Source organism: Streptomyces sp. NPDC096324 (assembly GCF_044763015.1).
Lineage (GTDB): Bacteria > Actinomycetota > Actinomycetes > Streptomycetales > Streptomycetaceae > Streptomyces.
On the sequence record NZ_JBIWFK010000029.1, the window covers coordinates 1 to 24,990 of the forward strand.

Here is a 24,990-nt window from a genome sequence, read left to right on the forward strand (position 1 = left end):
CCCATCTTGAGTCGACCCTTCACCCAGGCTCGACCTCTTGGACGCCCTCTGGCCAGCCAACGAGCTTGATCACCAGGACTTTGAATCAGCCCTGCGCTGTCGGCGCGCACGCCGGACTCGTATCCAAGTTCCTACGAACCCCTTCATCGCTTCCTCCCGCCCGTGGCGCGCACGGTGACCTCAAACCGACTGGCTACTGCCTCAACTGGCGGGCCGCCGTGGAACGCCGAGGCCGAATCGACGCGGAACGCAGTTTTTGCGAGTCGACCTCATCTTTATCAGGTCGATCACAGGGGTCTACCAACGTCGGCCAACCGCCCGTGCGCCTCGACCGATCAGCCTCTGAGGTCCGGCTTCGACCGCCGCTGTTCGTGCTTGTTGGTGTCAGCCGCTGATGTCATCAGCCGCAAGCGGTCAACCAGCGTCGCGCTTGTCCAGCGACCTGCGCCGCCTCGGTCGCGGGCGGAGGCGATCGTGGATCGCGTCCGCAGCCATCACCACGCCCAGAACCAGCACGACGATGGAGCCGATCCTTCGCGACCCCTCGCCATAGAGAGCCTCGTGGCCCATCCAAACCGCAAATATGCAGTTCATCAGGCCGTTGCCAACTCTCCTCCAGCGCTGCTCCATGCGTCCCCCGTCAGTACGCCCGCGAGTCCGAGCCTCTGGAGTGTGGCATGAACCTTGAAAACCGTCGTGGCAGCGATGTCACCGTGGGTTCAAATCCCACACCCACCGCAGGTGAACGGGCCCTGACCAGGTGAATCGGTCAGGGCCCGTTCTTGATCCCGGTGTCTGGCAGCGCCCGTGACTCCCCGCTGTTTCCCGACCGAACGGGCACGGGAGGGGCACGATGCCGATTGTCTCTAGACGGGGACCATCCGCCTGTAGTTAAGATCCGCTGCCGACCTGCGGGAAGTCCGAACTGGCGGCTTACAGGGGGTGTTACACATGGTCCCGATTCGCTCACGCGTCGCCCCCTCGATGCTCCTGGCCGTGCTGGCGCTGGCAGGGACGGGGTGCGGTATGTTCCCGACGGACCCAGCGGATCCTCCCCTGTTCGGTGCTCGCATGGACGGGGCGACGATCGTCGTCAAGATTCCCCTCTGCGACACGGACGACATCCGGCGCGTGGAAGTCGTGGACTTCGACGACGTGAAACCCGCGAAACCACCTGTGCTGTGGTGGGCCTCCGGGCCGACGACAGCCGCGGCCAAGGCCGGATTCGTCAGACTGTGGTCCGGTGAGGGATTCAAGCGCCACAAGGTCCCCCTCGCGAAGTCCGCCGTTCCGCGCAACCTCGACGTGAGCTACCTAGACTCCTCCGGCGACGGCCGCGGTGACGTCCTCACCCTGCGCTCGATCTCCAAGGCTGACCTGAAGGCCGGCCAGTACTGGACCAGCAGCGGCCCGAAGACCGCCCGACAGATCGACGCACAACTCCACTGCAAGAAAAGCAAGTGAGCGCTTGAGGTCTGCCGCCAACTGACCTGCTGACAGCGACGGCGAGAGGTTGGCTCCGAGACTTTGGGCGGGAGCTGCCATGGGGCGAGTGATCATGGCCCCTTAAGCTTCCGGCGAGTCGGGCAGTCTGTGGACCTGCCCGTTAAAGCACGACGTTGGGGCCATGATCTTCGAGGCTCGCCCCATGGTGGCTGCCTAAAGTCTCGGAGCCAACCGGCCCGTCAGCGTGTTTACCGTTCTCGACTCGGGCCCGCACTCGCTGCGGCCCAGGGCTTGGCCCCGGCGCCGAAGGCGCAGAGGGGCCACCAAAGCTCAAGGGCCAGCCCGCGCTCGCGCGGGCACTTGAACGAGGTAGGGAAATCTGTAACACCGGTCTGCCTGAAGGGCCGCGCTCCGTCTTCTGCCTTGTCGCTTGTCGCTTGTCGGCTCGCAGGTCAGAGGCCTGTATTAGGCGCCCCTGCGGTACGACTTCGTCCGAGGCGACAAGCGACAAGACAAGCGACAAGCGCGCCAGCGAGTGGCCCCACGGTGCGGGGCGCGCTGCGAGAAGAGCAAGGAGGAGCGGCCTACGGCCGCGCGACCCTTGGCAGCTCGCTACGCTCACGCGGCGACCCACCGTCGACGCGAAGACCGTGAATGCCTCTCTGAGAGCCTGGACCCCCCTCGCGCGGGGTGGGAGGTGGGCAAGGTCGCGAACGGCCGTCTATGGCCTCGCGGTTGCGTCGACAGTGGCAGTTTCTGCCCGCTCTACGCGCGCGTACGCGTAGGGCCCTCCCCAGAAACCCCGGCAACTCGGCAACCCGCAGGTCGGAGCCGGTTGCAGGGGTCAACCGGCGCTGTCGACGCAACTGGCGGCATCAACTGCTCTAAATCGGGCGGGGTGACGCCCGGCGTGACACCGCGCACTAGCAAGAGGAGCACCCCCCACGGCGCGCGTGGTGCTCGCATGCGCGGCGGGATTCTCCTCTTGCTTGTGCGCCGGACGGCAATCCAGGAGGGTACGGACCTGCCCGTCCGCCTGGATTGCTGTCGCCGAGCCTTCCAAGAGGCAGGCGGCGTGCTTGGGTGAGCGTTGTCAGGCTCATTCCGGGCAGCGAGGCTGCCGAAAGGGGTCCGCGAGTCGACGCGGCCGAACTACACCGCTCCTCTTATCCTTCCGCGACTGGTCGCTCGAAGCCGCAGCTGAGGGGCGAGGAACCCCCAAAGTTGTCACATTCGACGAGCAGCTCCCAGTCGTCCTCGGCGTTGACGGGGCGGATGGAGACGTCGGATTGGTTGTTGGCAGCGGAGGGGCCAGCGGCCCACGCGGCGGTGCTTGGCAGCATCAGGATCGCTGCCGCCGCGAGGACGGCATATGCAATGGTCTTCTTCATGGCCTGCTCAACGATCACTGCACTTGACGAGTAACAGCTCTACGTTCGATGCCACGCGAATGGCGGTGATCGAGTGGGCGTGCCCAGCCCGACCGACATGGGGTGCAGTCGCCAGCCAGCGCGGCGGAGCGGCTTTGGGCTGGAGCTGCTTTAAGGACCGCCCTACGGGCGGGCGTTCATCACGCGCCTACTCGCCGCGGGAGCTCCCGCACGCGGCGGCTACTGGGTAGTGGGGCCCCAGTAGAAACACCCCAGTAGAGGCGTACGAGCACGCTCCTGGGTGGCCTACTGGGTAGTGGGGTGCCCCACTACCCAGTAGCGCCGGGCCCGTTCTCTGGCGTCCAGGGCCGCCATGCTGCCTGTACAAGCAAGAGGAGCACCATCCGGCCGGGGGGTGCTCCTCTTGCTTGTGCGCGGACGGCAATCCAGGAAGCGCCGACGGACCCGCCTCGCCTGGAACGCCTTCCTGAATGCCTTCCAGGGCAGACGGCAGGCTTGAGCGAGCGTCTCCCGGCCCCTCCCGATGGGTGCGGGACACCACGGCTCTTCAGAAGGGGGACCGGCGGCAGTGCGCACCACCCCCTCCTGAAGAGCCGTCCTTCCCTCACTTACTAGAGAGTTGAGGGAAAACAGCGTCCGCAGCGTCCGCCTGCCATTGCGCACCCCATCTGGCCTGCACTTTTCTAGCGGACGCTAAACAAAAAGTTTAGCGTCCGCAGCGTCCGTTCACCAGAAGTTACTAAGAGCGTCTTTCCGCAGCTCACGGCCGCTCTTAGTAAGGGAAGGCTGCGGACGCTGAACGCTGCGGAACGACGAAGAGACCACCCCCGCCGGCGGGCAGGGTGGTCTCTTCGGCCCAGGCCCTTCCGCATGGGCGCAACGGGCTCCAGGGTCATAGGCGTTGCCGCGTGAGCGAAGCGAACTGCCAGGAGTCGTGCGGCCTTTGGCCGCTCGTTCTATCCCGCGTGAGCGCGTGCGACGGGTGAAGACTCCGGGAGGAGCGAGCGCGGCACATCCTCGGTTTTGATGATCTGACCTACACCGATAAACCTGCTAGCTACCAAAATCCCGGCGTCATGCACAGCGGAGCCAGCATGGCTTGCCGACGCGTCTTCGAGGAGCCACGGAGTGAGGTCCCGTTCGAATGCGTCGACCGCAGTCTTGAGTACGCAACTTTCCGTGGCGATTCCACAAATATATAGATCAGTCCACCCGTGTCGCCGAACGAGCTCGGAGCCTTCTTCCGAGAACAGGCTGTAGATCGTCTTGTCCAGGATGGCCGTCGCTTGCCGCGCGAAAGGGAGAAGTTCTGGGACGATATCAGTCTGCGGTGAATCCTGGAGCGCAGTCCAGTGAATCATGCGCTCAAACGGGCTGCCGGGATAGTTTAGATAGCGGGTGAAAATCACGTCACCCCCGTTCTCCTGCCACCGAGAAACGATATCTGCGATCACAGGGATTACCGGTTGAGATGGTTCCCGAATGAAGCCATTTTGTGCATCCACTACTACGAGCACGGCCTTATTTGCGTCCATCTTCACTGCCCTTCGCATTCACGTAGCGTTTCCACGGCTTGTGACAGGTGCCGCGCAAGACCACTGGTTTCTACGACTGCTTCACGCATGGCCCGATGTTGAGACGTCTCCCGGGGGCGTTCGGTTGTTACTCGCGACCTGATCCCTCTAAGGAATCGCCATCCAAATTCAGGCGGAATTTCAGGGTCGAGCCCTTTCTCTAGTTGACCCCGTATGTAATCGCAGTATGCCCAAATCGCTTGAACGGTCAGTTCGCAGGCCACTAGGTCTTGCTCAGACAGGCCTCGCTCAGGCGCAACTGGGTGATAGACGACACCAGACCATGATGCAAAGCCGTGAGAAATGCCCTTGATTCCGAAATCCACCATCTCTGGATGGTTGAAACCTTCACGCAAGAGCGCCTGTTCGATCAGGGTTGCATGCCCGAATGAATCTCTTGTGTCACTACGAACGTCATCGCGTTCGAGCAGGACCCGAGGCATGCACATCATGCGTAGCGCCGTTTCCAATTGAATGCCAGACCAGACTGAATGATCCAGCCAATACAGGCTGAGCACATATGAGGCGCTCAAGCTCTCGACACCTGTTAGCCTGCGCAACTCTTTTTGCGCCCAGGACATATTTTGCTCATACGAGGCCCGGCGCCAGACGGCTAACTCGGCAACTTGCTCGATCGGCCGATCTTCAACAACGTGATACATGACGACGCCGAACGGCCAACTGTAGAGCGTGCATTGTGCGTCAGAGAGCGGGAAGTCTGCCCGATGACAGTCGACCCACTGATCACTGGCACCCTTCATCCCTTGCGAATCAACCAGTTTGGCTGCAACGTCCGGACCAACGAAAATCGGAATGAATTTATGACTCCGTAGGCCACAGACCGACGTTTCTCGATCTAGAGCTCTCGCGTCAAGGTCGCCGAATAGTTCGCGAGTGGACTTGCCGAAGGCTTCGCAGAGTAGGCGCGTATAAAAGTCGTCCGGCCGAACGACACGTCCTGTTTCAATTCGGTACAGGGCTTTTTCGAGGGCAGCTAACCCCGGCGAACTCCACCCCTTGCTCGCGCAGAGAGAATCCAACGCTTTGGCCAGCCTTGGCCGACCCCACCCACGCTCACCCCGAAGGCTGATCAATACCTGATTCGGAACTAACCGCTGATCCTTGTCGGCTGTCCCCCTGTCCATACGCTGTGTCCCCCTGTCCATGGACGCGTTGACTGTCCAGTGCTGTCAGCGCCTGTCGTCTGCCGGTGTTCTCCCGCCAGAGGCACGCTCGAAGCATGCCAAGTCGACGGTTTGTCAGGAGCCCGCTCGCTCAAGAGCCTCAAGCCGGGCCCGGATCTCTGCCACTTCCACTCGCAACTCGTCCACCTCGGCGCATCCACACGCGTTGGGGTCGGCCGGCGGAGCGTCCGCCACCTCGGGGAGCGCCGTAACGAACGTGCCCTTGCCCGCCACGCTTTCGAGGAACCCGGCGCGCTGGAGCTCCTGCACTGCTCCTTGCACTGTCATTTCTGCTACGTCGAACTCAGACGTCAGCTCGCGCAGTGACGGGAACTTCGTGCCCACTTCGTACTGCCCTGTGGCCAGTCGCTGTCTGAGCTCATCCAGGATTTGCGCTTTGAGCGGCTTTGCTCCAGTTCGATTGATCGGCATAGCTCCAGGCTACGCCGAGCACCCCAATGCGCACTAGAGGACCACAGGGGGTTGACGAGCAAGGCGCCCTAGTGCACCGTAGTGCACAGCAAGGCACCCAACGGGTCGTCGGTGTTCCCGCACCTAGGACCCGTTGGGGCCAACTACCGCAGGAGCGGCCTCCACCGCCAAGCAGATAGCCGCTCCCTGACCCTCAAGGGGTACATCCATCATGCCTGGAACCATCGCGGAAAGTAGGGCCGAGCAGGGCGCACGCCAGGGCAATGGTCCCGGTGGCCGGCGGTTACGTCAGGGCGAGGACATCCCGCTGACGGCCGAACAGTCGCAGCGTCTCGGCTCCCTCTACGAGCAGTACGGCAGCTACCTGGTCTTCTACGCGAAGCGCAAGCTAGTCGGTTACGGCTTCAGCGTGTTGGCGGCTGAGACGTTGGCGGAGGACATCGCAGGGTGCACCTGGATCGAGGTGTCCCGGACGGGCGCGAAGGATCTGCTGGCCCCCGAGCCGCTGAGCGAGAGCGACACGCGAGCCTTCCTCTGCGTGCGGGTGCAGAACCGGCTCGGCAAGTACTTCAAGCGGTCGTCGTCGTACGAGCGGCCGATGGACTTCAGCGACCCGATCACCTCCCACGTGCTGGCCCCGATGGTGGAGGAGCAGCAGGAGACGCCTCTTGCTGAGCCGTCCGAGAGCCTGTTGCGGCTGCTGGCCGATCTGCCGGAGCGGGAGCGTGAGGCGCTGCTGATGCGGCTGGACGGCTGCTCGAAGGTCGTCGTGGCGTCGCGTCTGGGGTGCAGCCTGCACACCGGTGACCGGCTGTACGAAACGGCGCTGCTGCGGGTGCAGATGTGCCACCCGGAGATGGCGCGCGAGCCGGTTGCGCTGGAGTCCCTTCCTGCCTGGCAGCGGCAGGCGCTGGCCACGCTGGACGACACCCGGCGTCAGGCGCTGCTGCGCATCGGTGACTTCCCGCGTCAGGTGCTGCTGATGCACCTCGTCGAGGGACTGGACAGCAAGCAGATCGCTGCCCGGCTCGGGATCGACCGCCTGATCATCATGGGCGTCTACAGCGCCGCATCTTCGCTCAGGGTGGCCGGGCAGGTCACCATGGACGGCACGTTCCGCGAGAAGGGGGCCGCCGCGCGCGCCCTGGTAGGGACGCTGCGCGGCGAGGTGGAGGCACTGAAGCCGGGCGAGCGGGTACCGGCGGAGCGCGACCTTGCCGCCCGCTTCCAGTGCTCGGGGAAGACGGTCCGCGCGGCCATGAACATGCTGCGCGCTGAGGGTCTGGTGACCCTGATCCGCCCCTACGGTCTGTTCCGTGCGACGGCCGCACAGGACCTGGCGGTTGCGGCGTGAGCCACCGTCCGCCGCACCTGAACGCGCACCGGCGGCGAGCCCGTAAGCAGCAGCTCGCCGCCCGCGACGGGGCGCGGTGCTACTACTGCCGCCGTCCCTTCCGGGAGCTCCGGGAAGCCACCGTCGACCACATCGCCCCGGTGAGCCTGTGGCGTTCATGGTCGGTGTCCTCGCTCGTGCTGGCCTGCCGTCCGTGCAACGACGCCAAGGCCGACCGCTTCCCGCTGTCCCTCGCCCTGGTCCTGCTGGCGTGGGCCGACCCGACCGCACCGCTCGTCCGACCTCTCGACCGGCCGGTATTGGCCCGGCTCGCCGCTGTTCACGAGGCGGCTCTGACCAGCGTGACGACCCCCGTCACACCCGCAGTCACACCCCGCCGTACCCCCAGCACACGCGATGACGTATCGGCAGATACCGAGAGGAACCGGTCTATGGCTGACCTCGTGAAATCGACCCGGCACGGCCCCGTGCGGCGGTCGATGGCACGACCCGACTGCCTGCGCGCGCCCCGACCGGTGCGGGCGTGCACGGGCCCGACCGGAGAGGCGGTGTTCACGTGAACGGCCGCGTGAACGGATCGACCCGAGTCGTGAACACGGCGAACACCGACGTGAACACCGTGAACACCGCCGTGAACGGATCGGCCGACCCCGTGAACACGGCCGTGAACGGATCGGCCGACTCCGTGAACACCCGTACGGCCCGCGGGAGTCGGCCCAAGGTCGATCCGCCCCGATCGGCTGGACGCCGACCCGACCACAGCGCGGACGACAGCGGCAAGAAGCCTCCCGCTGCTGCCCGGATCGTGGCCATGGCGCGCGAGCAGTACCGGTTCGTGATGTCCCCCGACAGCCGCCCGTACGCGGTCGCCATCGACGGCCCGAACATCGCTCTGCCGCTGCGGAACAAGGGCGGACTACGCCAACGGCTGGCCCGGCAGTTCGCGGACGCCTACCCCGGAGAGGTGGCCTCGCAGTCCGCGCTCGCGGACGCCATGACCGTGCTCGAAGGCATCGCGGAGGACACCGACCCGGTACCGGTGCACCTGCGGGTGGGACGCGACCCCGCCGGCGCAATCGTGATCGACCTCGGCAGCGCCGACGGCCGCGCGGTCGTGGTCGGCGCCACCGGCTGGAACGTTGTCGAACGGGCCCCGGTGCTCTTCCGGCGCTCCGGAGCCATGGCCCCGATGCCCGCGCCCGTGCTGGACGGCGACGGCCTGGCCAAGCTGCACGCCCTGCTGAACATGGATCTGCCGTCCTTCCACCAGCTCGTGGCGTGGCTCGTGGCGGCCTGGATTCCGGACATCCCGCATCCCGCCGTGGTCTGTAAGGGCGAGCAGGGCACGGGCAAGTCGAAGGCCGCGCAGATGTTCATCAACCTGATCGACCCGTCCCCGGCCGCCAAGCGCAGTCAGCCGCGCGACGAAAAGGCGTGGTCACGGCAGGCGTTCAGCTCATGGGCGCTGTGCCTGGACAACGTCTCCACCATCCCGCCGTGGCTGTCGGACACCCTGTGCAAGGCCGTGACCGGTGACGGAGTCGTAGACCGCGCCCTGTACACCGATGACGACGTGGTGGTGCTCACCTTCAAGCGGGTGCTGGCCCTGACCACGATCGACGCGGGAGCTCTCGCCGGGGACCTCGCCGAACGGGTCCTGCTGCTGGACTTGCAGCTCATCGACTCCGAACACCGGCGCTCCGAAGAGGAGTTGGACGCCACCTTCGACGCGGTCCGCCCTGCCGTGCTCGGGGCCCTGTTCGACGTGCTGGCCTGCGTGCTCGCCGTGCTGCCCGGGGTACGGCTGGAGTCGATGCCGCGCATGGCCGACTTCGCCCGCGTGCTCGCGGCCGTGGACCAGACGCAAGACTGGAACACCCTGGGCGACTACCTCGCCACCTCGGCGAACGTCGCCACCGACGCCCTGGAGGGCGACGCGTTCGCGATGGCCATTGCCCGCCTGGTGGAGCAGGCAGGCACGTGGCAGGGCACCGCCGGGCAGTTGCTCGAAGCGCTGCCCGCACCAGCGGTCCGGCCGAAGACCTGGCCCGTAGATCCCACGCGCGCGAGCGGACGGGTCAAACGCCTCGCCCCGCTCCTGCGGTCCATCGGAATCATGGTGGACGACACGCAACGTAGCCGCGACCGGACCCGGCACAAGCTCCTCACGCTGACCCGCGCACCCGATGACGACGCCTCAGCGTCCGCACCCGAACAAGCCTCCCTCTGGCCGGAGGTGGCCCCAACGGGGCACGGCAGAACCCCGCCCGACCAGCCATGACGTAACCGGAGGACCCGCCGGGCCGGGCCGCACACCAGCGGCCCGGACACGTCGAAACTGCGGACGCTACAGCCGTCCAGCGTCCGCAGCGTCCGCACTAGCGTCCGCACCCCTCACCGCCACTGAACTGCACCGATGCAGCCGCGCGGACGCTGGAACGCTGCGGACGCTGAAATACGCCAACCCTCTAGGACGGCGACCGGCACCACTCCCACGCACCGCCCGACGGACACGAGGAGTCACAACCGCCATGGCCATCGAAGAGCCGACCGACCCGCGCGACAGCCTGCGCGGCGGCCTTCCGGACCGCTACCTGACCCCCGAAGACCTGGTCACCATGTTCAGCCTCCCGAGCGTCGAAACCGTCTACCAGTGGCGCCGCAAGCGCATCGGGCCGCCCGGCTTTCGCGTCGGTCGCTACCTGCGCTTCAACCCGGCGGCCGTTCGGGCGTGGGAGGCCGAACGGACCCGCTTCAGTGACGCGGCCTGACCCGCCGGGGTAAAGCCCGCCGGCTCTACCCCAGGCCCCGCTCGCACCCTCTGCCGACCCCGTCCGGACGCCCCTGCCCGTGGCCGTCGGGTAAGGGGAGCCCTCTACCTCGGTAGAGGGCCCGGTAAAGGCCGCTGACCTGCCCGGTAGAGGGGGTAAAGGGGGCTCGCCCGGCGGGGAGGCAACCCCTTCAGAGCCGGGGAGGCGGGGAGGCACCTCCCGCACCGCTCCGAACACCCCCTCTCAGCTCCCCTGGAAGCCTCTGCCGCTGCCTCCCCGACCCGCCGTGGTGGACACCGCGAACGGCAGGGAGGAACCGCCCCTCGGCGGAGGGAGGCAGGGAGAACTCCCTGAATGCCTCCCTGGCCCGCCTCCCTCTACCTGATCAGCGCAAATGCCCTCTCAGGGAGGCAGGGAGGCACGCGCCGGCACCCCCGAAAACCCCCTCCTGAAGGCACCCGAGCCCCCTGCCTCCAGCCTCCCTGAGGCACCGCCCGGCAGTGCTACCGGTAGCAGCCCCACCCGCTACCGGTAGCAACCCCGCTAGCAGCCCAAACCCCCAGCGATCAGGCCTGTAGCGAGTAGCAGGCCTGGCCCAGCACACCCCGAAAACGGACCGGCGGAACCCACCCGGCCCCGCCGCGCCCCGCTACCGAGAAGGGATCAGCCCCCATGGCTGGCCACATCCAAGACCGCTGGTTCAAGACCGAGACCGACGCCGACGACAAGACCATCCGCGTCAAGACAGACCGGCATGGGACCGGCCTGCGCTACCGGGCCCGCTACATGGGCCCGGATGGCACCGAGAAGTCCAAGAGCTTCCGCGACGGACAGAAGCGTCTGGCGGAGAGGTGGCTCACGAACACCGAGGCTGACATGAACAGCGGCGACTACGTTGACCCTCAGAAGGCCAGGCTCACGTTTCAGCAGTACGCCGAGAAATGGCTCAAGACGCTTACGAGCGAGCCGAGCACCATCGAGTCCATGAACTCTCAGCTCGGTCTGCACGCTTACCCGTACATCGGGACCCGCCCGCTCGGATCGTTCAGGCCGGAGCACATCCGGGAATGGGTAGCAGCGCTCGAAGAGAACGGCTTGCCCGGCTCGTACGGAAGGGCCATCTACGCGAACGTGCGGGCTGCGCTGAGCGCGGCCGTGGATGACGGCTATCTGAGCCGCCACCCGTGTGCCGCTCGTTCCGTCAAGCCGCCGGCGCTTGACCCGAAGCGTGTGGAGCCGTGGTCTGCTGAGCGGGTGTTCGCCGTGCGGGAAGCCATGCCGGAGAGGTACCGGGCGATGCTCGATCTGGGGGCGGGCTGCGGCCTACGACAGGGGGAAATCCTGGGCGTTGCCGTAGAGGCCATCGACTTCGACTCCGACACCCTGCGTGTGGTGCAACAGCTCAAGCTCAGTCGGAGCAAGCCTGTGTTCGCACTGCCCAAGGGAGGTAAGACGCGGGACGTGCCGCTTCCCGGTCCCGTGGCTGACGCACTCAGGGCTCACATGAAGCAGTTCCCGCCGGTTGAGATCACGCTGCCTTGGCGGACACCGGACGGGCCAAAGGTGACCAGGCGGCTCACTTTCATGGCGCCCGGCGGAAATCACGTCTGGCGCACCGTGCTGAACGAGGAGGCGTGGAAGCCCGCTCTCGTCGCCGCTGGAGTCATTCCTGCACCGGAGACGAAGAGGCGCGGCTACTCAGCCGCGCGCGAGCATGGAATGCACGCGCTGAGGCACTTCTACGCGTCGGCTCTCCTGGACGGCGGGGAGAACATCAAAGCCGTCGCCCAGTACCTCGGCCACAGCAACCCGGCACTGACGCTCCGGATCTACGCGCACTTGATGCCGAGCAGTCAGGAACGCACGCGTAAGGCAATCGCGGCCGTCTACGACACGGCCCGGCACACGGGCTGACGGCCCACAGACGGCCCACGGTCCCGCAACGGCCCGCCTGTTGGAGGGAAACCGCAGGTAGAGAGTCTGCGGGGCCGAGGGTTCACTTCTCCGACCCGGAGAAGACGAACGCCTACCTGGCGTCGGTCACCGGGGCCTGACACTCGCACAGCCGTCCGGCCCTCCAGCGGGGCAGGGCGGCGACAGCCCCACGCGTTCACCCGCCCGCCCGGCGGTCCAGTCACGGCCGGGCGGGTTCTTCGTGGCCGGGACGGACCGCGGGGTGGGCATCCCGGCGGCGTCGAAGTTCGCGGTGTCCGGGCCGCTCCGGGTCATGTGGCCGGCCCGGCCGCGGCGAAGCCCTCGTCGGATCCGTCCGTGGCGTGCTCGGGGAGCTCGGGCGGGGTGTACTGCCGCAGTGGTTCCCCGTCCGGGTCCGGGCGTACGGCGCCCAGCAGGGGGTTGGCCGCGATGGGGGACACCTTGATCCTCGCTCCGGGCCGCGGCGCCTGCACCACCATCCCGTCGCCCAGGTACAGGGCGACGTGGGTGGCCTCGGGGAAGTAGATCACCAGATCGCCGGGACGCAGTTCGTCCAGCGGGACTCTCGGAAGCTCGGCCCACTGCTCCTGGCTGGTGCGGGGGATGGGCCGGCCGGCCCGCTCCCAGGACTGTGACGTCAGGCCCGAGCAGTCGTAGGCCTTCGGGCCCTCCGCACCCCATTCGTAGGGCTTCCCGATCTGCTCGACGGCGTAGCGCAGCGCCTCCTCGCCCTCCCGCGTGGGCGGACGCACGGTGCTGAGGGAGCCCGACGCCATGATCTTCTTCTGGGCCGCGTCGGTTCCCGACTTCTCCACCCGGCCCATCTCGGCGAGCTGTTCCGCGGTCAGCGAGGCGAGCAGCCGCTCCACGTCCTCCAGACGCTCGCGCACCTCGTCCCGCTCCTTCTTCTGCCGCGCGGCGAGGGAGAGCTGTCCGTCGAGTGCCTTGCGGGCCGCCCGCGCGAGCCCGTCGGTCCGCCTCTCGCCGCCCGCGACCCGCCGCACGGTCTGGGCCCGCTCCAGCGACAACTGCCCGATCAGGTGCCCCTGGTCGAGGGCGTGCTGCGGATCCCGGGCGAGCAGCAGGCGTACGTACGGGGAGATCTCGTCGCCACCCTGGTACTGCTGCCGGGCCAGCCGTCCGGCGGCGATCCGGCTGTCCGCCAGCGACAGGCGGGCCCGGGCGAGGCGGGCGTCGAGCGCGGCGACCTCCGCGCGCTGCTTCTTCAGCTTCTCGGCGGTGCCGTTGTACGTCTCGGTGGCGCGTTCGGCGTCCCGGTAGAGTCGCTGAAGGTCCGTCAGCAGCGATGCGACGGACGGAGGGGCATCGGAACCGGGCTCGGGTGCGGCCATCACGGGTGCGGAGGGGAACAGGGCCCCGACCGCCACGGCCCCCGTACAGACCATACGCAGAAGCCTTCCTGACACGCCATCACCTCCGGTGCCGGGGTGGCCCGTCCGCCACCCGTCTCGCACCCGAAGGATCGGACCGCCGCATCCCGGGCGCCCGCCGGGAGAGCGCTTCGGCCCAAGAACCTCACTCTTCGGCGGTGCCGCCCGGCGTGGCGCCGCCGGTGCCGCCGCCCTTGTGCGTGCCGGGCGACCAGGGCAGCTTGAAGCGGCGTCCCGAGGTGTCGCCCTCGGGGTCGTACTCGTACTTCCACCCCTGATGCAGCCCGAGCCGCTTGCTGGTGGCGGCCTGGACGCGCCGGTAGACGACCACGGTGGACGAACCGCCGTCGACGCCGGGCACCGGGATGCGGTACGTCTTCGGCGGGTGCCCGGTGATCCCGAGCAGGACCGGCAGGACGCGCCCGTCCAGCGGGCCGCCGACAAAGGGGGTGTCTTCGCTCTTCACCGGACCAGTGTCACAGCAGGTGGGCCGCGTTCTCGACAACGGGCAGCATCCGGCGGACCAGCGCCCCCGCGATACCGTCGGGGCGCTCCATCACGAGCGCGGCCCGGACCACCGCCGCGGTCTGCGGATCACTGCCCGCGCTCGCCGCCAGCGCCGCCGTGAACTGCTCGACGAGCCAGTCCCGCAATTCGTCCAGCGGCGGTTCCTTGTCCTCGTCGAGCCAGATCAGCGAGGCGGCCTCCACGGCCGTGATCCACATCCGTACGGTCATCCGCAGCCGGGGCCCGGGATCCTTGACCACCAGATGATCGAGGATGTGTTCCGCGGCCGCCCGGCGGACTCCGTCGACTATGGCCGTCGTCCGAGAGGTCTCGATGACACTGCCGCCCTGAAGAAGGGCGCTGAATCCCGCGTCGTGCTGATCCACGAACGCGAGGTACCGGTCGAGGGCCCTGGAGAGCCGCTCGGTCAGCGGTCCCTCGGCGGGCTCCGCGAAGCACTGCTCCAGCTCCTCGGCGGCGGACCGCAGGGCAGCCTCGTACAACTGCTGTTTGCCGCCCGGAAAGTACCGGTACACGAGCGGTCGCGACACCCCGGCCGCCTCCGCCACGTCGTCCAGGGAGACGTCCTCGGGCACCCGCTGGGCGAACAGGGACAGCGCGGCTTCGAGCAGTTGACTGCGCCGCTCCTCGACACTGAGCCGACGGTAGGCGGGGGTGGAAGCCTGCGAGGTCATGTCGGGCAGCGTAACCGCCCACCAGTACACCCTCACGTACGAAGCGGGACCGCGGGGCGGAAGCCCGAGCCGCGTACCACCCGCGGAAGCCGGAGCCGCGTACCACCCGCGGAAGCCGGAGCCGCGTACCACCCGCGGTCGCCGGGGCCGGAACCGAACCCGAACCGGCGCCCCCCGCGCCCGCAAGCCCCACCCGCCACGACCCACCGCCACCACCCACTCGCCCGCGGCCGCCGTACGACGCGAGGGGACGTGCCGGTACATCAAATGCCCGCAGGCCGGACGGATCGGAACCAACCCGCACCTCGAAGCCCCGGTGGGATCCGTCCGGATACGGGCGGATACACCGGCGCGGCCCCGCCCCACCCGAGACCTCGGCGCCCCTGGCACCCCGGCATCCCAGAGGCACCCCGGCATCCCCAGAGGCACCCCGGCCCGGCCGGTCTCAGGCCAGCAGTCCCGACGACTTCCACAGCCGCCGCCCGGCCCCCCGCAGCACCCCGATCTCGTCCAGGAAGTCGGTCAGCTTCTTGGCCCCGGTCTGCATCACGTCCCGCCGGTGCCCACTGGCCTTCACCTGGGCCAGGGCCTCACGCTTGTCGAGCCCGACGTTCGTATAGACCTCGGGATTGACGAAGGCCACCGAGAACACCCGGGCGAACTCGCCAGAGGTGACTCGGGTGAACTCCTGCGACCACCGCGGAGCGGTCAGCATCTGCCGCCTCAACTCCTCCCGGGCGTAACGGACATGGCGAGCCTCCTCGACGACATGGATCCGCGTGACCCCCCGGACGAGGGTCTGCACCCGCTCGTCCGGGAACGTCAGCCGTTGCATCCAGTCGAGGATCTCCTCGCCGAGCAGCGTCGCCGTGAACGACCCCGGAGTGGTCGAGACGGTCTTGAACAACCGGCCCAGATTCAGATGCGCCCGGCTCACCGGGTAGTGCGGTGTGCCCCCGCGCGTGATCAGCCGGGCGAACATCTTCGAGTGCCGGCACTCGTCCTCGATCTCCGTCAGCGCGTACCGGACGTGCGCGCTCGTCGCCGCCTTGTCGTAGATGTGCCGCACCAGCAACTGCATCAGGATGATCTCGAACCAGATGCCCAGCGAGGCCAGCGCGGCCGCCTCGTGCCGCGACAGCGCGATCCGCTGCTCCTCGCCCATCTTCCGCCACAGCGGAGTGTCGTACAGCGACACCAGCTCGGGCGGCCAGAACCACTTGCCCTCCTCGAAGGGCGCGTCCCAGTCGAGCTCCTTGTCGGGGTCGAAGGAGTGCTTGGCGGAGGAGTCGAGGAGGCGCTCGGCCACCTGCTCCCGGTCCTTGAGCAGACCGAGCGCGTCACGGAGCACTTCGGCTTCGGGCACCGTCGTCATGGCTGTTCCCACCTCGTCGTACGGGATCACTTCAGGAGTTGCCGGCGGTCACAACTTATGAGACTGCCTGTCAGCAAGCTCGTCAATCCCTTGTGCCGGACTTGTTGACGACGCGTCTACTCCGTGTGAGCCTGCGAGGTATGCCGACGCATGAGCTGTACGCCGCGGACTCGGGAGATCCCCTCTGGCAGATACCGGCCTCGGGGGCGGCCCGCTTCAACTGGGAGTACGACGACGGTCGTGACCGGCTGCTCGCCCTCTACCAGAAGGGCAAGGACAAGCAGTGGGACGGCCAGAAACGCATCGACTGGAGCCTGGAGGTCGATCCCGAGGACCCGCTCGGCACCCCGGACGAGGCGCTGACCCTGTACGGCACCCCGTACTGGACGAAGATGACCGACCGCGACAAGGGCGAACTGCGCAAGCACTACGCGTCGTGGCAGTTCAGCCAGTTCCTGCACGGCGAGCAGGGAGCGATGGTCTGTGCCGCGCGGATCGTGGAATCGGTCCCCGACCTCGACGCGAAGTTCTACTCGGCCACGCAGACCATGGACGAGGCCCGGCACGCGGAGGTCTACGCCCGCTTCCTGCACGAGAAGATCGGGATGCTGTACCCGATCAACGACAACCTCCAGTCCCTCCTCGGCGACACGCTCCGCGACGCGCGATGGGACATGCCCTACCTGGGCATGCAGGTCCTGATCGAGGGCCTGGCGCTGGCCGCCTTCGGGATGATCAGGGACACCACCGACAAGCCGCTGCCGAAGCAGATCCTGTCCTACGTGATGCAGGACGAGGCACGCCATGTCGCCTTCGGCCGCATGGCCCTGCGCGACTACTACCGGCAGCTCTCCGAAGCCGAGCTCCGCGAACGCGAGGAATTCGTGATCGAGGGCTGCTACCTGATGCGGGACAGGCTGCGCGGGGTCGAGGTCCTGGAGAACTTCGGGATCCCCAAGGCGGAGGCCGAGGAGTTCAGCGAGAACTCCGAATTCCTGCATCTTTTCCGCCAGTTGCTCTTCAGCCGCATCGTGCCGTGCGTCAAGGACATCGGCCTGTGGGGCGAACGCCTCCAGCGGGCCTACGTGGACATGGGCGTCTTCGAGATGGGCAACTCCAACCTGGACCTCCTGATGGCACAGGACGAGGAGATGGCCGAACAACTGGACGCGGAACGATTCGCGGCCGAGGAACGGGACCGCGTCGCGGAGATAGGGACGACGATCGAAGAGGGCCGCGCCTGACAGCGGCGCCGCAGGCGACGAACCACCTGGGGCAGGCGACGAACCGTTTTCTGCCCCTCACTCGCCGGAACAGGGATCCCGCTCGAATTGGCCTCCCCGCACCCACCTCGCACCCGGGATGATCCCCTCATGACCCCGTCGATCACCCCGAACCGCACGGCCGCCCGACGCAGCCTCGAAGGCCTGGCCCTGGGCGACGCCTTCGGGGAGCGCTGGTTCCCGCTCTTCAGGGACCGGCTCCAGGCCCATGAGGAGATCCGAGCCCGGCAGACCCCACAGGAGCCCACCTGGCACTGGACCGACGACACGGCGATGGCCCTCGGCATCATGAGGGTGCTCGACGAGCACGGCGAGATCCGGCAGACCGAGCTGGCCCAGGCGTTCGCGCTCGCCTTCGAGGCGGACCCGGCCCGCGGCTACGGCCGCGGCATGTGCGAACTCCTGCCGAGGCTGGTCCAGGAGCCGCACAGGTGGCCGGAGTCGGCGCGCGGCCTGTTCGGCGGCGAGGGGAGCCTCGGCAACGGCGCGGCGATGCGCGTCGCTCCGCTGGGGGCGTGGTTCCAGGCGAGCCTGCCGGCCGTCGCGGAGCAGGCCGCGCTGTCGGCCGAGGTGACGCACGCGCACCCGGAGGGCATCGCGGGCGCGGTCGCGGTGGCGACGGCGGCCGCGTTGTCCGCCCGGGGCGAGCAGGACCTCGCGGCCGTCGCGGCCGCGACCCCGCGGAGCGCTGTCCGGGACGGCCTCGAAAGAGCGGCGGACCTCTCCTTCTCCACCGCTCCGTGGAAGGCCTCGGACATCCTGGGCAGCGGTCAGCGCGTGCGGGCCGACGACACCGTGCCCTTCGCGCTCTGGTGCGCCGCCCGTCACCCCGACGACCTGACGGCGGCGCTCTGGAGCACGGCCGAGGGCTTCGGCGACATCGACACGACGTGCGCGATCAGCGGTGGGATCGTGGCGGCGCGTACCGGTGTCGACGCGGTCGCCGTCGACTGGCTGAGCCGCAGGGAGGCGGTGCCCGGAGGCGCCTGACCCGGCGCTCGCGAGCCGATCGCCGCCAGGGCCTGTCTGACAGTTCGCGTCGTCGCCCGCAGGGCGGACGGGAATTGCCAGACAGGCCCTAGGGAACCAGGACGTCCGGTCCCGAGGGGTCGGAGTCGTCCGCGGCACCGGGCGGGAAGGAGGTCCGCAGGCTGAAGGCGTGCGGGGTGGGTCCGTGTTCGCGCAGGTGCAGCAGACGGGACTCGGCCTCGGCGACCGTCGGGCGGTGACCGGCCGGGACCCACCACAGCGTGGTCATCGCCTCCTCCATCCGCTCGAACCAGTCGCGCCTCCGAGCCAGCAGTTCTCGGTGCCGGCCCCGGTACATGAAGGCCGTCAGCGCGTCGATGTCCTGCCACACGGTCAGGTTGATGATCAGCCAGTGATCGCCGAGGACGGGAACATCCGTGGCATTGCCGGAGTCGCTCTGCAGACGCCAGACGAATCCGTCGGCCGCGTCGGCGACGGCGTTCACCGGATCGAGGGCGTCGACGAAGTCCTTCAACTGAGGTGAATCCAAAGGTGCCTTGAGGCGGGCGATGTTGACCTGGGCGAGCTCGAACGAGGCGGTCGACTGAGTCATGCCCGAACGCTAGGCGGCCCGGCCGGATGGTCACACCCCCTGTCTCATGGAGTGGTCCACCCCCGGCGCGGGAATCCTCAACTCCCCAGCACCGCCTCCATCACCCCCCGGGCGATCGGCCCCGCGAACCCACCCCCCGTGATGTCCCCGCGGTTCGCCGCCGCGTCCTCGACGACCACGGCGACGGCCACCGCGGGCTCCACGGAGCCGTCGGCACGGGCCCAGGAGACGAACCAGGCGTACGGGGTACCGGAGTTGCCGATGCCGTGCTGGGCGGTGCCGGTCTTGCCGCCGACGGTGGCACCGGGAATGGCGGCCACGGTTCCCGTGCCCTTCTCCACCACGTCGGTCATCAGTTCCCGCATGCGCTGCGCGGTGGACGCGCTCATCGCCTGATGGAGGGTGCGCGGACCGGTCGTGGTCAGCGTCGCGCCACTGCGCGAGGTCGTCCGCTCCACCAGGTAGGGCGTCTTGACCGAACCGTCGCCCGCGACGGCCGCGGCGATCATCGCCATCTGCAACGGCGTCGCCCGTGTGTCGAACTGGCCGATGGAGGAGAGCCCCAACTGGGCCCGGTCGAGCCGCAGATCGAAGTTGCTGGGCACCACCGAGAACGGGATGCGCAGCTTGCGGTCGTTGAAGCCGAAGTTCGCCGCCGTCCTCGTCATGCCGTCGAGCCCGACGTCGACGCCGAGCTTCGCGAAGACCGTGTTGCAGGACCAGGTGAACGCGTATCGCAGGGAGGCGTCCTCGCAGCCCTCGATCTCGTTGGTGAGCCTCGTCGTGGTGCCGGGGAGCCGGTACGGGTTCGGGGACCTGGTCGGCGCGTCCACGTCCTCGACGACCCCGGAGTCCAGCGCCGCCGCGGCGGTCAGCACCTTGAACGTCGACCCCGGCGGATACGTCTGCCGGACGGCCCGGTTGAGCATCGGCTTGTCGGCCCGGGCGTTCAGCCCCGCCCACGCCGCGGACGTGACCGGCCCCGTCCCGGAGAGCCAGGCGGGATCGTACGACGGGGTGGAGACCAGGGCGAGGATCCGCCCGGTGGACGGCTCGATCGCGGCGACCGCGCCCCGACGGCCGTCGAGCCCCTCGTAGGCGGCCCGCTGCGCGGCCGCGTTGAGAGTCGTGATGACGCTGCCACCGGTGCCGCGGGCCCGGGTGAGGCCGTCCAGCAGGGGGAGCGGGGCGAGCATCGGGTCGCTGCCGGACAGGATGCCGTCCTCGGTGCCCTCCAGCAGGGTGGTCCCGTAGAGCTGGGAGGCGAAGCCGGTGACGGACGCGTACAACGGCCCGTCCAGGTAGGTCCGTTCGTAGCGGAACAGCTCGCCGGTGTCCCTGGAGCCGGTGACCGTGCGGCCCTCGACGACGATGTTCCCGCGCGGCTGGCCGTAACGGGCGATCGCCGGGCGGCGGTTGGCGGGATTGCGGTCGTACGACGGGGCCTGGACGACCTGGACGCGGGCGGCGTTGACCAGGAGGGCCACGAGCAGCACGGCGCACAGTCCGATGGCCCGGCGGATGTACTTGGTCATGGCGCCGGCGTCCCGTCGTACTGACCGCGGGCGCAGTCGCTGATCCGGATCAGCAGGGCGACGATGATCCAGTTGGTGACGACGGAGGAGCCGCCCTGCGCGAGGAACGGCATCGCCATGCCGGTCAGCGGGATCAGGCCGGTCACGCCTCCCGCGATGACGAAGACCTGGAGGGCCACGATCGAGGCGAGGCCGATCGCGAGGAGCCGGCCGAAGGGGTCGCGCAGCGCGAGGCCCGCGCGGTAGCCGCGTTCGACGAGGAGGGCGTAGAGGAGGAAGACGGCGGACAGGCCCGCCAGCCCTAGTTCCTCGCCCGCGGTCGCCAGGATGAAGTCGGACTTGGCCGCGAACCCGATGAGGACCGAATGGCCGAGCCCGAGGCCGGTGCCGAGCATCCCGCCGGCGGCGAACGCGAAGAGGGACTGGGCGAGTTGGTTGGGTCCCTGGCCCGCGGTGATCGAGGCGAAGGGGTCGAGCCAGTCCTCCACCCGGCTGTGCACGTGCGGTTCGAGACGGCCCACGGCGACCGCTCCGACGGAGGCGAGCAGCAGCCCGACCGCGATCCATCCGGTGCGGCCGGTGGCGACGTAGAGCAGGATCACGAACAGGCCGAAGAAGAGCAGCGAGGTGCCGAGGTCCCGCTCCAGGACCAGGACCAGGACGCTGAGCAGCCAGATCGTCACGATCGGGCCCAGTACGCGGCCGGTGGGCAGTTGGAGCCGCCGGAACCGCCAGATCTGGCGGCCGCTGTAGGCGAGCGCGTTGCGGTTGGCGGCGAGGTAGCCGGCGAAGAAGACGGCGAGCAGGACCTTGGCGAACTCGCCCGGCTGGATGGAGAATCCGGCGATCCGGATCCAGATGCGGGCGCCGTTGACCGCCGGGAAGAAGATCGGCAGGACGAGCAGGGCGAGCGCGCCGACCACCGACAGGTAGGTGTAGCGCTGGAGGACGCGGTGGTCGCGCAGGCAGAGCACGACGACGATGAAGAACGCGACGCCGAGGGTCGACCAGATGAGCTGGATGGGGGCCGCCTGGTCGTCCGGGGTCTCCAGGTCGAGCCGGTAGATCAGCACCAGGCCCAGTCCGTTGAGGAGGACGGCGATGGGCAGCAGCAGCGGATCGGCGTACGGGGCCCGCAGGCGTACGGCGACGTGGGCGAGGAGCGCGAGCACGCCGAGCCCGGCGCCGTAACCGGCGGCGCCGGGCGGAACGGTGCCGTGCTTGGCGAGGCCGACGGCGCAGTAGCCGTACACGCAGAGCAGGACGGCGACGACGATGAGGGCGAGCTCGACGCCACGGCGCGTGGCCAGGCGTTCGGCGGGTGGGGCCGGGTCCGCCGCCACGGCCGTTCCGGACATTCCGGGCTGGATCATGTCCGGAACGTAGCAAGCGGGCGACCCGATGTCCCGTTATGGGGTGACGGAGCCCCGGGTGTCAGCACCAGCGGGGAGCCGGGCCGATGTTGTCGATGTAGCGCGCGGCGCCCCAGGCCCAGGTGCCGTCCGTGAGGAGGTACCAGAGCGGGTTGCCGTCGACGGTCTCGCCCGGGGTCTTGCAGAAGATGGAGACGATCTCCCCCTGCCGCGCGACCCGGATGAGCTGGCTGCCGCGGGTCGGCGAGCTGCGCAGGGCCAGCCCACCACGGGCGGTGACCCGGCCCTGGTACAGCTGCTGGTTGTTCTGGTTGTTCTGGTTGTGCTGGCTGTTCTGATTGTTGCCGTTGCCGTTGCCGTTGCCGTTGCCGTTCCCGTTTCCGTTCCCGTTGGGGTTGGGGTTGCCGTTCCCCGGTTGGCGGCCGTCGCCGCCGCCACCGCCACCGTTGTTCCAGTTCTGGTTACCGCCCCCGCCGTTGTTCCAGTTCGGGTTGCCCCCGCCACCGTTGTTCCAGGTGTTGTTGCCGCCCCCGCCGTTGTCCCAGTTCTGGTTGCCCCCGCCGTCACCGCCGCCGCCGTTGTTCCACGACTGGCCGCCACCGCCCCCACCGTCGTCACCGGTGCCCTGCTCGCGGCCGCCGTCGCCGCCGTTGCCACCGTTGTTCCACTGGTGACCGCCGGTGCCCTCGCTCCACTGGTGGTTGTCGCTGTTTCCGGTGCCGCCGTCGTTGTCGGCGAGGGCGGGGGTGGCACCGGCCAGGGCGAGGCTGCCGGCGGCCAGGGCCATACCGATTCGGGTGTATGAGGACCGCAGGGACATGGAGGGCTCCTCCAGGAAGGGGGCGAAGCTGACTTATCGCCACATTAGGAGCGGGAGCCGGGGAGCGCAGTTCACAGTCCGCCATCGGAGCCGCCCGGCTCCCGCCGCCCGTCCTGAGGGAGTGTCAGCGTCGCCACCGCACCGCCGTCCGGGGCGTTGGCGAACTTCAGACGGGCTCCCAGGACCTCCGCCTGGCCGAGCGCGATGGTCAGACCGAGCCCGTGCCCCTGCGCGCCGCCCTCCGTACGGAAGCGCTGCGGGCCGTGCTCCACGAGGTAGCCGGGGAACCCGTCCCCGTGGTCCCGTACGGTGACGACCGAGCCGTCCAGCGTCAGCACCACCGGCGCCCTGCCGTGCTTGTGGGCGTTCGCCACCAGGTTCCCGAGCACCCGCTCCAGCCGCCGCCGGTCGGTCTCCACCCGCGTGCCCCGCACCACGCGGACAACGGTGTCGGTCCCCGACGCGCGCACCACCCGTTCGGCCAGTGGCACCAGCGGTTCCGAGTCCAGCTCCAGACGCTCGCTGCCGGCGTCCAGCCGGGAGATCTCCAGCAGGTCCTCGGTGAGGGTGCGCAGCGTGGCTACCCTGTCGCGCACCAGCTCCGTAGGCCGCCCCGGCGGGAGCAGTTCGGCGGCCGCGTGCAGCCCGGTCAGCGGAGTGCGCAGCTCGTGCGCCACGTCCGCCGTGAAGCGCTGCTCACTCAGCAGCTTGCCCTGCAACGACGACGCCATCGTGTCGAGCGCGCCGGCGACCGCGGCCACCTCGTCCTGCGGGCGGGTCGGATCCTGAGCGCGCGGGTCGTTGACGCGCGCGTCGAGGTCGCCCGCGCTGATCCGCCGTGCCACGCGCGCCGTCGCGTGCAGCCGGCGCGTCACCCGGGTCACCGCGAACACCCCGACCAGCAGCGTCACGCCGATCGCGAGGGCCGAGGACCACACGATCGCCCGGTCCAGGGCGTCGATGGCGTGCGCGCCCTGGGCGTAGTCGAACCGGACGGCGAGCGCGCGCCCTCCGCCGGCGGGCCCGGCGGCCCACATCGTGGGGTGCGTGTCGTGCTCGCCGACCATCGTGCCGCGCTTGCCGTCCTCCGCCAGCTCGCGCAGCCGCGCGGGCAGCCCGGGAGGGTCGACGCCCGCGTCCGGTGGCAGCCGGTCGCCCGCCTCGTAGGCCGTCGTGACGTCGGCGAGCCGGTCGAGCGCGCGGCCGCGGGCCTCGCCGACGGTCTGGGCGGTCACCGAGACGTGCACGAGGGCACCGAGGAGGGCGACGAGACCGCAGCACATCACCGCGATGAACGCGGCCGCCTTCCAGGTGAGGGTGGCGGTCCAGCGCGGCAGACGCAGAGACCACCTCATGGGGCGCTCGCGGCAGGAGCGAGGGCGGGGGAGCGCGCCGGGGGGACCGCGGGAGACGGCTGACGCGCGGAGGGGGATCGTGCCGGGGGGACCGCAGGGGAGGCCTGGCGTGCGGAGGGCGATCGTGCCGGGGCGGGTGAGCCCGTCGGTGTCGGCGGCCCGACCCGCAGGATCTCGTCACGGGTCGCCAGCATCGCGTTCTGGTGCGGGTCCCAGGACCAGACCGTACGGAACTCGTATCCGGGCAGGGTCGAGGGCGAGCGGATGATCACGTCGCGGCCCGCCAGTTCCACGCTGACGACACTGTCCGCGGCCCCCATGACCTGCACGAGCCGGTGGCCGAGGAACGTGTACACGCGCACCGCGAGCTGGTGGGCGGGGAAGCGGATGCCGAGCACCATGTCGGCCTTCCCGTCGCCGGTGAGATCGCGGTAGTACGCCCGGAGGACCGGGCACTTCCCGCCCCGCGCGCCCGGCTTCCCGCAGTCCGCGAGCAGCCGCGCCGTCTCCGCGTACACCGCGTGCGGTCCGGTGTACTCGTCCGGATGGGCCGCGACCTGGGCGCGTACGACCGTCACCGGGTCCAGGGCGTGGATGTCGTCGCCGGGTGCCGTGACGCCCTTGACCGTCTCGGTGTCCGCCTCGCCGTAGTCGATCGCGGGTGTCGCGGCGGGCGGAAGCTGCGGCCACAGCCGGGTCGGGCCGATCGCGGTGGGGGTCGCGCCGGCGCTGTGCAGAGCCCCGGTGTCGCCGCAGCCGGCCAGGGCCGTCGCCAGGAGGGCGGTGATGGCACAGAGGAGAGCACGAGCGGTCCGGCCGGTCCCGCCGGTACGACCGGCCACCCGGGACCGGAGACGGAGCCCTCGCGCGCGGCGGCTGTGGATCACTGGGCTCCCGGGTCCGGGCGGCCCCGTCCGCGGGCGCTGCCGCGCCGCCTACCGCACGAGACCGGCGAAGGAGAAGGAAGGGAGGCCGCCCGAGGGGTGC

At 69.0% G+C, this 24,990-nt stretch carries 21 protein-coding genes and 1 pseudogene; 8 read left to right on the top strand and 14 right to left on the bottom strand.

Features of this window, described 5'->3' with window-relative positions:
* The first annotated feature begins 1,071 nt into the window (after positions 1-1,071).
* Positions 1,072-1,464 carry a hypothetical protein gene (locus ACIQ7M_RS39960; protein ID WP_403653802.1) on the top strand — a complete coding sequence of 131 codons (393 nt, stop codon included), beginning with the start codon at positions 1,072-1,074 and terminating at the stop codon, positions 1,462-1,464.
* Between the two features lie 1,148 nt (positions 1,465-2,612).
* Here ACIQ7M_RS39960 and ACIQ7M_RS39965 read toward each other — a convergent pair.
* From ACIQ7M_RS39965 to ACIQ7M_RS39980, 4 genes are all read right to left on the bottom strand, one after another.
* Complete coding sequence (locus tag ACIQ7M_RS39965) at positions 2,613-2,837, bottom strand: hypothetical protein (protein WP_403653805.1); 225 nt, start codon at positions 2,835-2,837, stop codon at positions 2,613-2,615.
* A gap of 956 nt (positions 2,838-3,793) precedes the next feature.
* Positions 3,794-4,372 (bottom strand): cysteine hydrolase, encoded by a 579-nt coding sequence (locus ACIQ7M_RS39970; RefSeq protein WP_403653808.1) that lies wholly within the window; start codon positions 4,370-4,372, stop codon positions 3,794-3,796.
* Positions 4,373-4,374: 2 nt separating this feature from the next.
* Positions 4,375-5,172, bottom strand: a complete 798-nt coding sequence (locus ACIQ7M_RS39975; RefSeq protein WP_403653811.1) for a hypothetical protein — start codon at positions 5,170-5,172, stop codon at positions 4,375-4,377.
* 498 nt (positions 5,173-5,670) lie between these two features.
* Complete coding sequence (locus tag ACIQ7M_RS39980; RefSeq protein ID WP_403653814.1) at positions 5,671-6,027, bottom strand: GntR family transcriptional regulator; 357 nt, start codon at positions 6,025-6,027, stop codon at positions 5,671-5,673.
* Between the two features lie 211 nt (positions 6,028-6,238).
* Here ACIQ7M_RS39980 and ACIQ7M_RS39985 point away from each other — a divergent pair, with 211 nt between their 5' ends.
* The 5 genes from ACIQ7M_RS39985 to ACIQ7M_RS40005 all read left to right on the top strand — a co-directional run bounded on the left by ACIQ7M_RS39985 (position 6,239) and on the right by ACIQ7M_RS40005 (position 12,066).
* A complete protein-coding gene (locus ACIQ7M_RS39985) occupies positions 6,239-7,381 on the top strand; it encodes a sigma factor-like helix-turn-helix DNA-binding protein (RefSeq protein ID WP_403653817.1) in 1,143 nt (380 codons plus the stop codon).
* Complete coding sequence (locus ACIQ7M_RS39990) at positions 7,378-7,941, top strand: HNH endonuclease (protein ID WP_403653820.1); 564 nt, start codon at positions 7,378-7,380, stop codon at positions 7,939-7,941. Before ACIQ7M_RS39985 ends, ACIQ7M_RS39990 begins: the two co-directional genes overlap by 4 nt.
* Before the next feature lie 29 nt (positions 7,942-7,970).
* Complete coding sequence (locus ACIQ7M_RS39995; RefSeq protein WP_403653823.1) at positions 7,971-9,662, top strand: ATP-binding protein; 1,692 nt, start codon at positions 7,971-7,973, stop codon at positions 9,660-9,662.
* A gap of 250 nt (positions 9,663-9,912) precedes the next feature.
* A complete protein-coding gene (locus tag ACIQ7M_RS40000) occupies positions 9,913-10,152 on the top strand; it encodes a helix-turn-helix domain-containing protein (protein WP_403653826.1) in 240 nt (79 codons plus the stop codon).
* A 672-nt stretch (positions 10,153-10,824) separates the two neighbouring features.
* Positions 10,825-12,066, top strand: coding sequence for a tyrosine-type recombinase/integrase (locus tag ACIQ7M_RS40005; RefSeq protein WP_403653829.1), 1,242 nt, complete (start codon positions 10,825-10,827; stop codon positions 12,064-12,066).
* A gap of 311 nt (positions 12,067-12,377) precedes the next feature.
* Here ACIQ7M_RS40005 and ACIQ7M_RS40010 read toward each other — a convergent pair whose 3' ends face one another.
* From ACIQ7M_RS40010 to ACIQ7M_RS40025, 4 genes are all read right to left on the bottom strand, one after another.
* On the bottom strand, positions 12,378-13,514 hold the full coding sequence (locus tag ACIQ7M_RS40010) for an NlpC/P60 family protein (RefSeq protein WP_403653832.1): 1,137 nt from the start codon (positions 13,512-13,514) through the stop codon (positions 12,378-12,380).
* A gap of 109 nt (positions 13,515-13,623) precedes the next feature.
* Complete coding sequence (locus ACIQ7M_RS40015; protein ID WP_386981632.1) at positions 13,624-13,944, bottom strand: hypothetical protein; 321 nt, start codon at positions 13,942-13,944, stop codon at positions 13,624-13,626.
* Positions 13,945-13,954: 10 nt separating this feature from the next.
* Positions 13,955-14,680, bottom strand: a complete 726-nt coding sequence (locus ACIQ7M_RS40020) for a TetR/AcrR family transcriptional regulator (protein WP_355764765.1) — start codon at positions 14,678-14,680, stop codon at positions 13,955-13,957.
* Between the two features lie 445 nt (positions 14,681-15,125).
* The gene (locus tag ACIQ7M_RS40025) at positions 15,126-16,055 is read right to left on the bottom strand and encodes a diiron oxygenase (protein WP_355764762.1); all 930 of its coding nucleotides are present in this window, start codon (positions 16,053-16,055) and stop codon (positions 15,126-15,128) included.
* Positions 16,056-16,195: 140 nt separating this feature from the next.
* On the opposite strand from ACIQ7M_RS40025, the gene ACIQ7M_RS40030 reads away from it, so the two are divergent.
* Positions 16,196-17,299 (top strand): ferritin-like domain-containing protein, encoded by a 1,104-nt coding sequence (locus ACIQ7M_RS40030; RefSeq protein WP_386981638.1) that lies wholly within the window; start codon positions 16,196-16,198, stop codon positions 17,297-17,299.
* A gap of 129 nt (positions 17,300-17,428) precedes the next feature.
* Positions 17,429-18,328, top strand: coding sequence for an ADP-ribosylglycohydrolase family protein (locus ACIQ7M_RS40035; RefSeq protein ID WP_403653838.1), 900 nt, complete (start codon positions 17,429-17,431; stop codon positions 18,326-18,328).
* Positions 18,329-18,416: 88 nt separating this feature from the next.
* Here ACIQ7M_RS40035 and ACIQ7M_RS40040 read toward each other — a convergent pair whose 3' ends face one another.
* From ACIQ7M_RS40040 to ACIQ7M_RS40065, 6 genes and pseudogenes are all read right to left on the bottom strand, one after another.
* On the bottom strand, positions 18,417-18,920 hold the full coding sequence (locus ACIQ7M_RS40040; protein ID WP_403653841.1) for a DUF3291 domain-containing protein: 504 nt from the start codon (positions 18,918-18,920) through the stop codon (positions 18,417-18,419).
* A 77-nt stretch (positions 18,921-18,997) separates the two neighbouring features.
* Positions 18,998-20,455, bottom strand: a complete 1,458-nt coding sequence (locus tag ACIQ7M_RS40045; protein ID WP_403653844.1) for a penicillin-binding transpeptidase domain-containing protein — start codon at positions 20,453-20,455, stop codon at positions 18,998-19,000.
* A complete protein-coding gene (locus ACIQ7M_RS40050; RefSeq protein ID WP_403653847.1) occupies positions 20,452-21,828 on the bottom strand; it encodes an FtsW/RodA/SpoVE family cell cycle protein in 1,377 nt (458 codons plus the stop codon). Before ACIQ7M_RS40050 ends, ACIQ7M_RS40045 begins: the two co-directional genes overlap by 4 nt.
* A 61-nt stretch (positions 21,829-21,889) precedes the next feature.
* Positions 21,890-22,132: pseudogene (locus tag ACIQ7M_RS40055) on the bottom strand (SH3 domain-containing protein); the annotation flags it as partial.
* Positions 22,133-22,719: 587 nt separating this feature from the next.
* A complete protein-coding gene (locus ACIQ7M_RS40060) occupies positions 22,720-24,003 on the bottom strand; it encodes an ATP-binding protein (RefSeq protein ID WP_403653850.1) in 1,284 nt (427 codons plus the stop codon).
* Positions 24,000-24,845 (bottom strand): hypothetical protein, encoded by an 846-nt coding sequence (locus ACIQ7M_RS40065; RefSeq protein WP_403653854.1) that lies wholly within the window; start codon positions 24,843-24,845, stop codon positions 24,000-24,002. Before ACIQ7M_RS40065 ends, ACIQ7M_RS40060 begins: the two co-directional genes overlap by 4 nt.
* Positions 24,846-24,990 lie beyond the last annotated feature (145 nt).

What these genes read in the sequence shown, in the direction of transcription:
- ACIQ7M_RS39960 (WP_403653802.1), top strand. Translation starts at nt 1,072, where the DNA reads ATGGACGGGGCGACGATCGTCGTCAAGATTCCCCTCTGCGACACGGAC.
- ACIQ7M_RS39965 (WP_403653805.1), bottom strand. Translation starts at nt 2,837, where the DNA reads ATGAAGAAGACCATTGCATATGCCGTCCTCGCGGCGGCAGCGATCCTG.
- ACIQ7M_RS39970 (WP_403653808.1), bottom strand. Translation starts at nt 4,372, where the DNA reads ATGGACGCAAATAAGGCCGTGCTCGTAGTAGTGGATGCACAAAATGGC.
- ACIQ7M_RS39975 (WP_403653811.1), bottom strand. Translation starts at nt 5,172, where the DNA reads ATGAAGGGTGCCAGTGATCAGTGGGTCGACTGTCATCGGGCAGACTTC.
- ACIQ7M_RS39980 (WP_403653814.1), bottom strand. Translation starts at nt 6,027, where the DNA reads ATGCCGATCAATCGAACTGGAGCAAAGCCGCTCAAAGCGCAAATCCTG.
- ACIQ7M_RS39985 (WP_403653817.1), top strand. Translation starts at nt 6,239, where the DNA reads ATGCCTGGAACCATCGCGGAAAGTAGGGCCGAGCAGGGCGCACGCCAG.
- ACIQ7M_RS40000 (WP_403653826.1), top strand. Translation starts at nt 9,913, where the DNA reads ATGGCCATCGAAGAGCCGACCGACCCGCGCGACAGCCTGCGCGGCGGC.
- ACIQ7M_RS40005 (WP_403653829.1), top strand. Translation starts at nt 10,825, where the DNA reads ATGGCTGGCCACATCCAAGACCGCTGGTTCAAGACCGAGACCGACGCC.
- ACIQ7M_RS40020 (WP_355764765.1), bottom strand. Translation starts at nt 14,680, where the DNA reads ATGACCTCGCAGGCTTCCACCCCCGCCTACCGTCGGCTCAGTGTCGAG.
- ACIQ7M_RS40025 (WP_355764762.1), bottom strand. Translation starts at nt 16,055, where the DNA reads ATGACGACGGTGCCCGAAGCCGAAGTGCTCCGTGACGCGCTCGGTCTG.
- ACIQ7M_RS40030 (WP_386981638.1), top strand. Translation starts at nt 16,196, where the DNA reads ATGCCGACGCATGAGCTGTACGCCGCGGACTCGGGAGATCCCCTCTGG.
- ACIQ7M_RS40035 (WP_403653838.1), top strand. Translation starts at nt 17,429, where the DNA reads ATGACCCCGTCGATCACCCCGAACCGCACGGCCGCCCGACGCAGCCTC.
- ACIQ7M_RS40040 (WP_403653841.1), bottom strand. Translation starts at nt 18,920, where the DNA reads ATGACTCAGTCGACCGCCTCGTTCGAGCTCGCCCAGGTCAACATCGCC.
- ACIQ7M_RS40045 (WP_403653844.1), bottom strand. Translation starts at nt 20,455, where the DNA reads ATGACCAAGTACATCCGCCGGGCCATCGGACTGTGCGCCGTGCTGCTC.
- ACIQ7M_RS40050 (WP_403653847.1), bottom strand. Translation starts at nt 21,828, where the DNA reads ATGATCCAGCCCGGAATGTCCGGAACGGCCGTGGCGGCGGACCCGGCC.
- ACIQ7M_RS40060 (WP_403653850.1), bottom strand. Translation starts at nt 24,003, where the DNA reads ATGAGGTGGTCTCTGCGTCTGCCGCGCTGGACCGCCACCCTCACCTGG.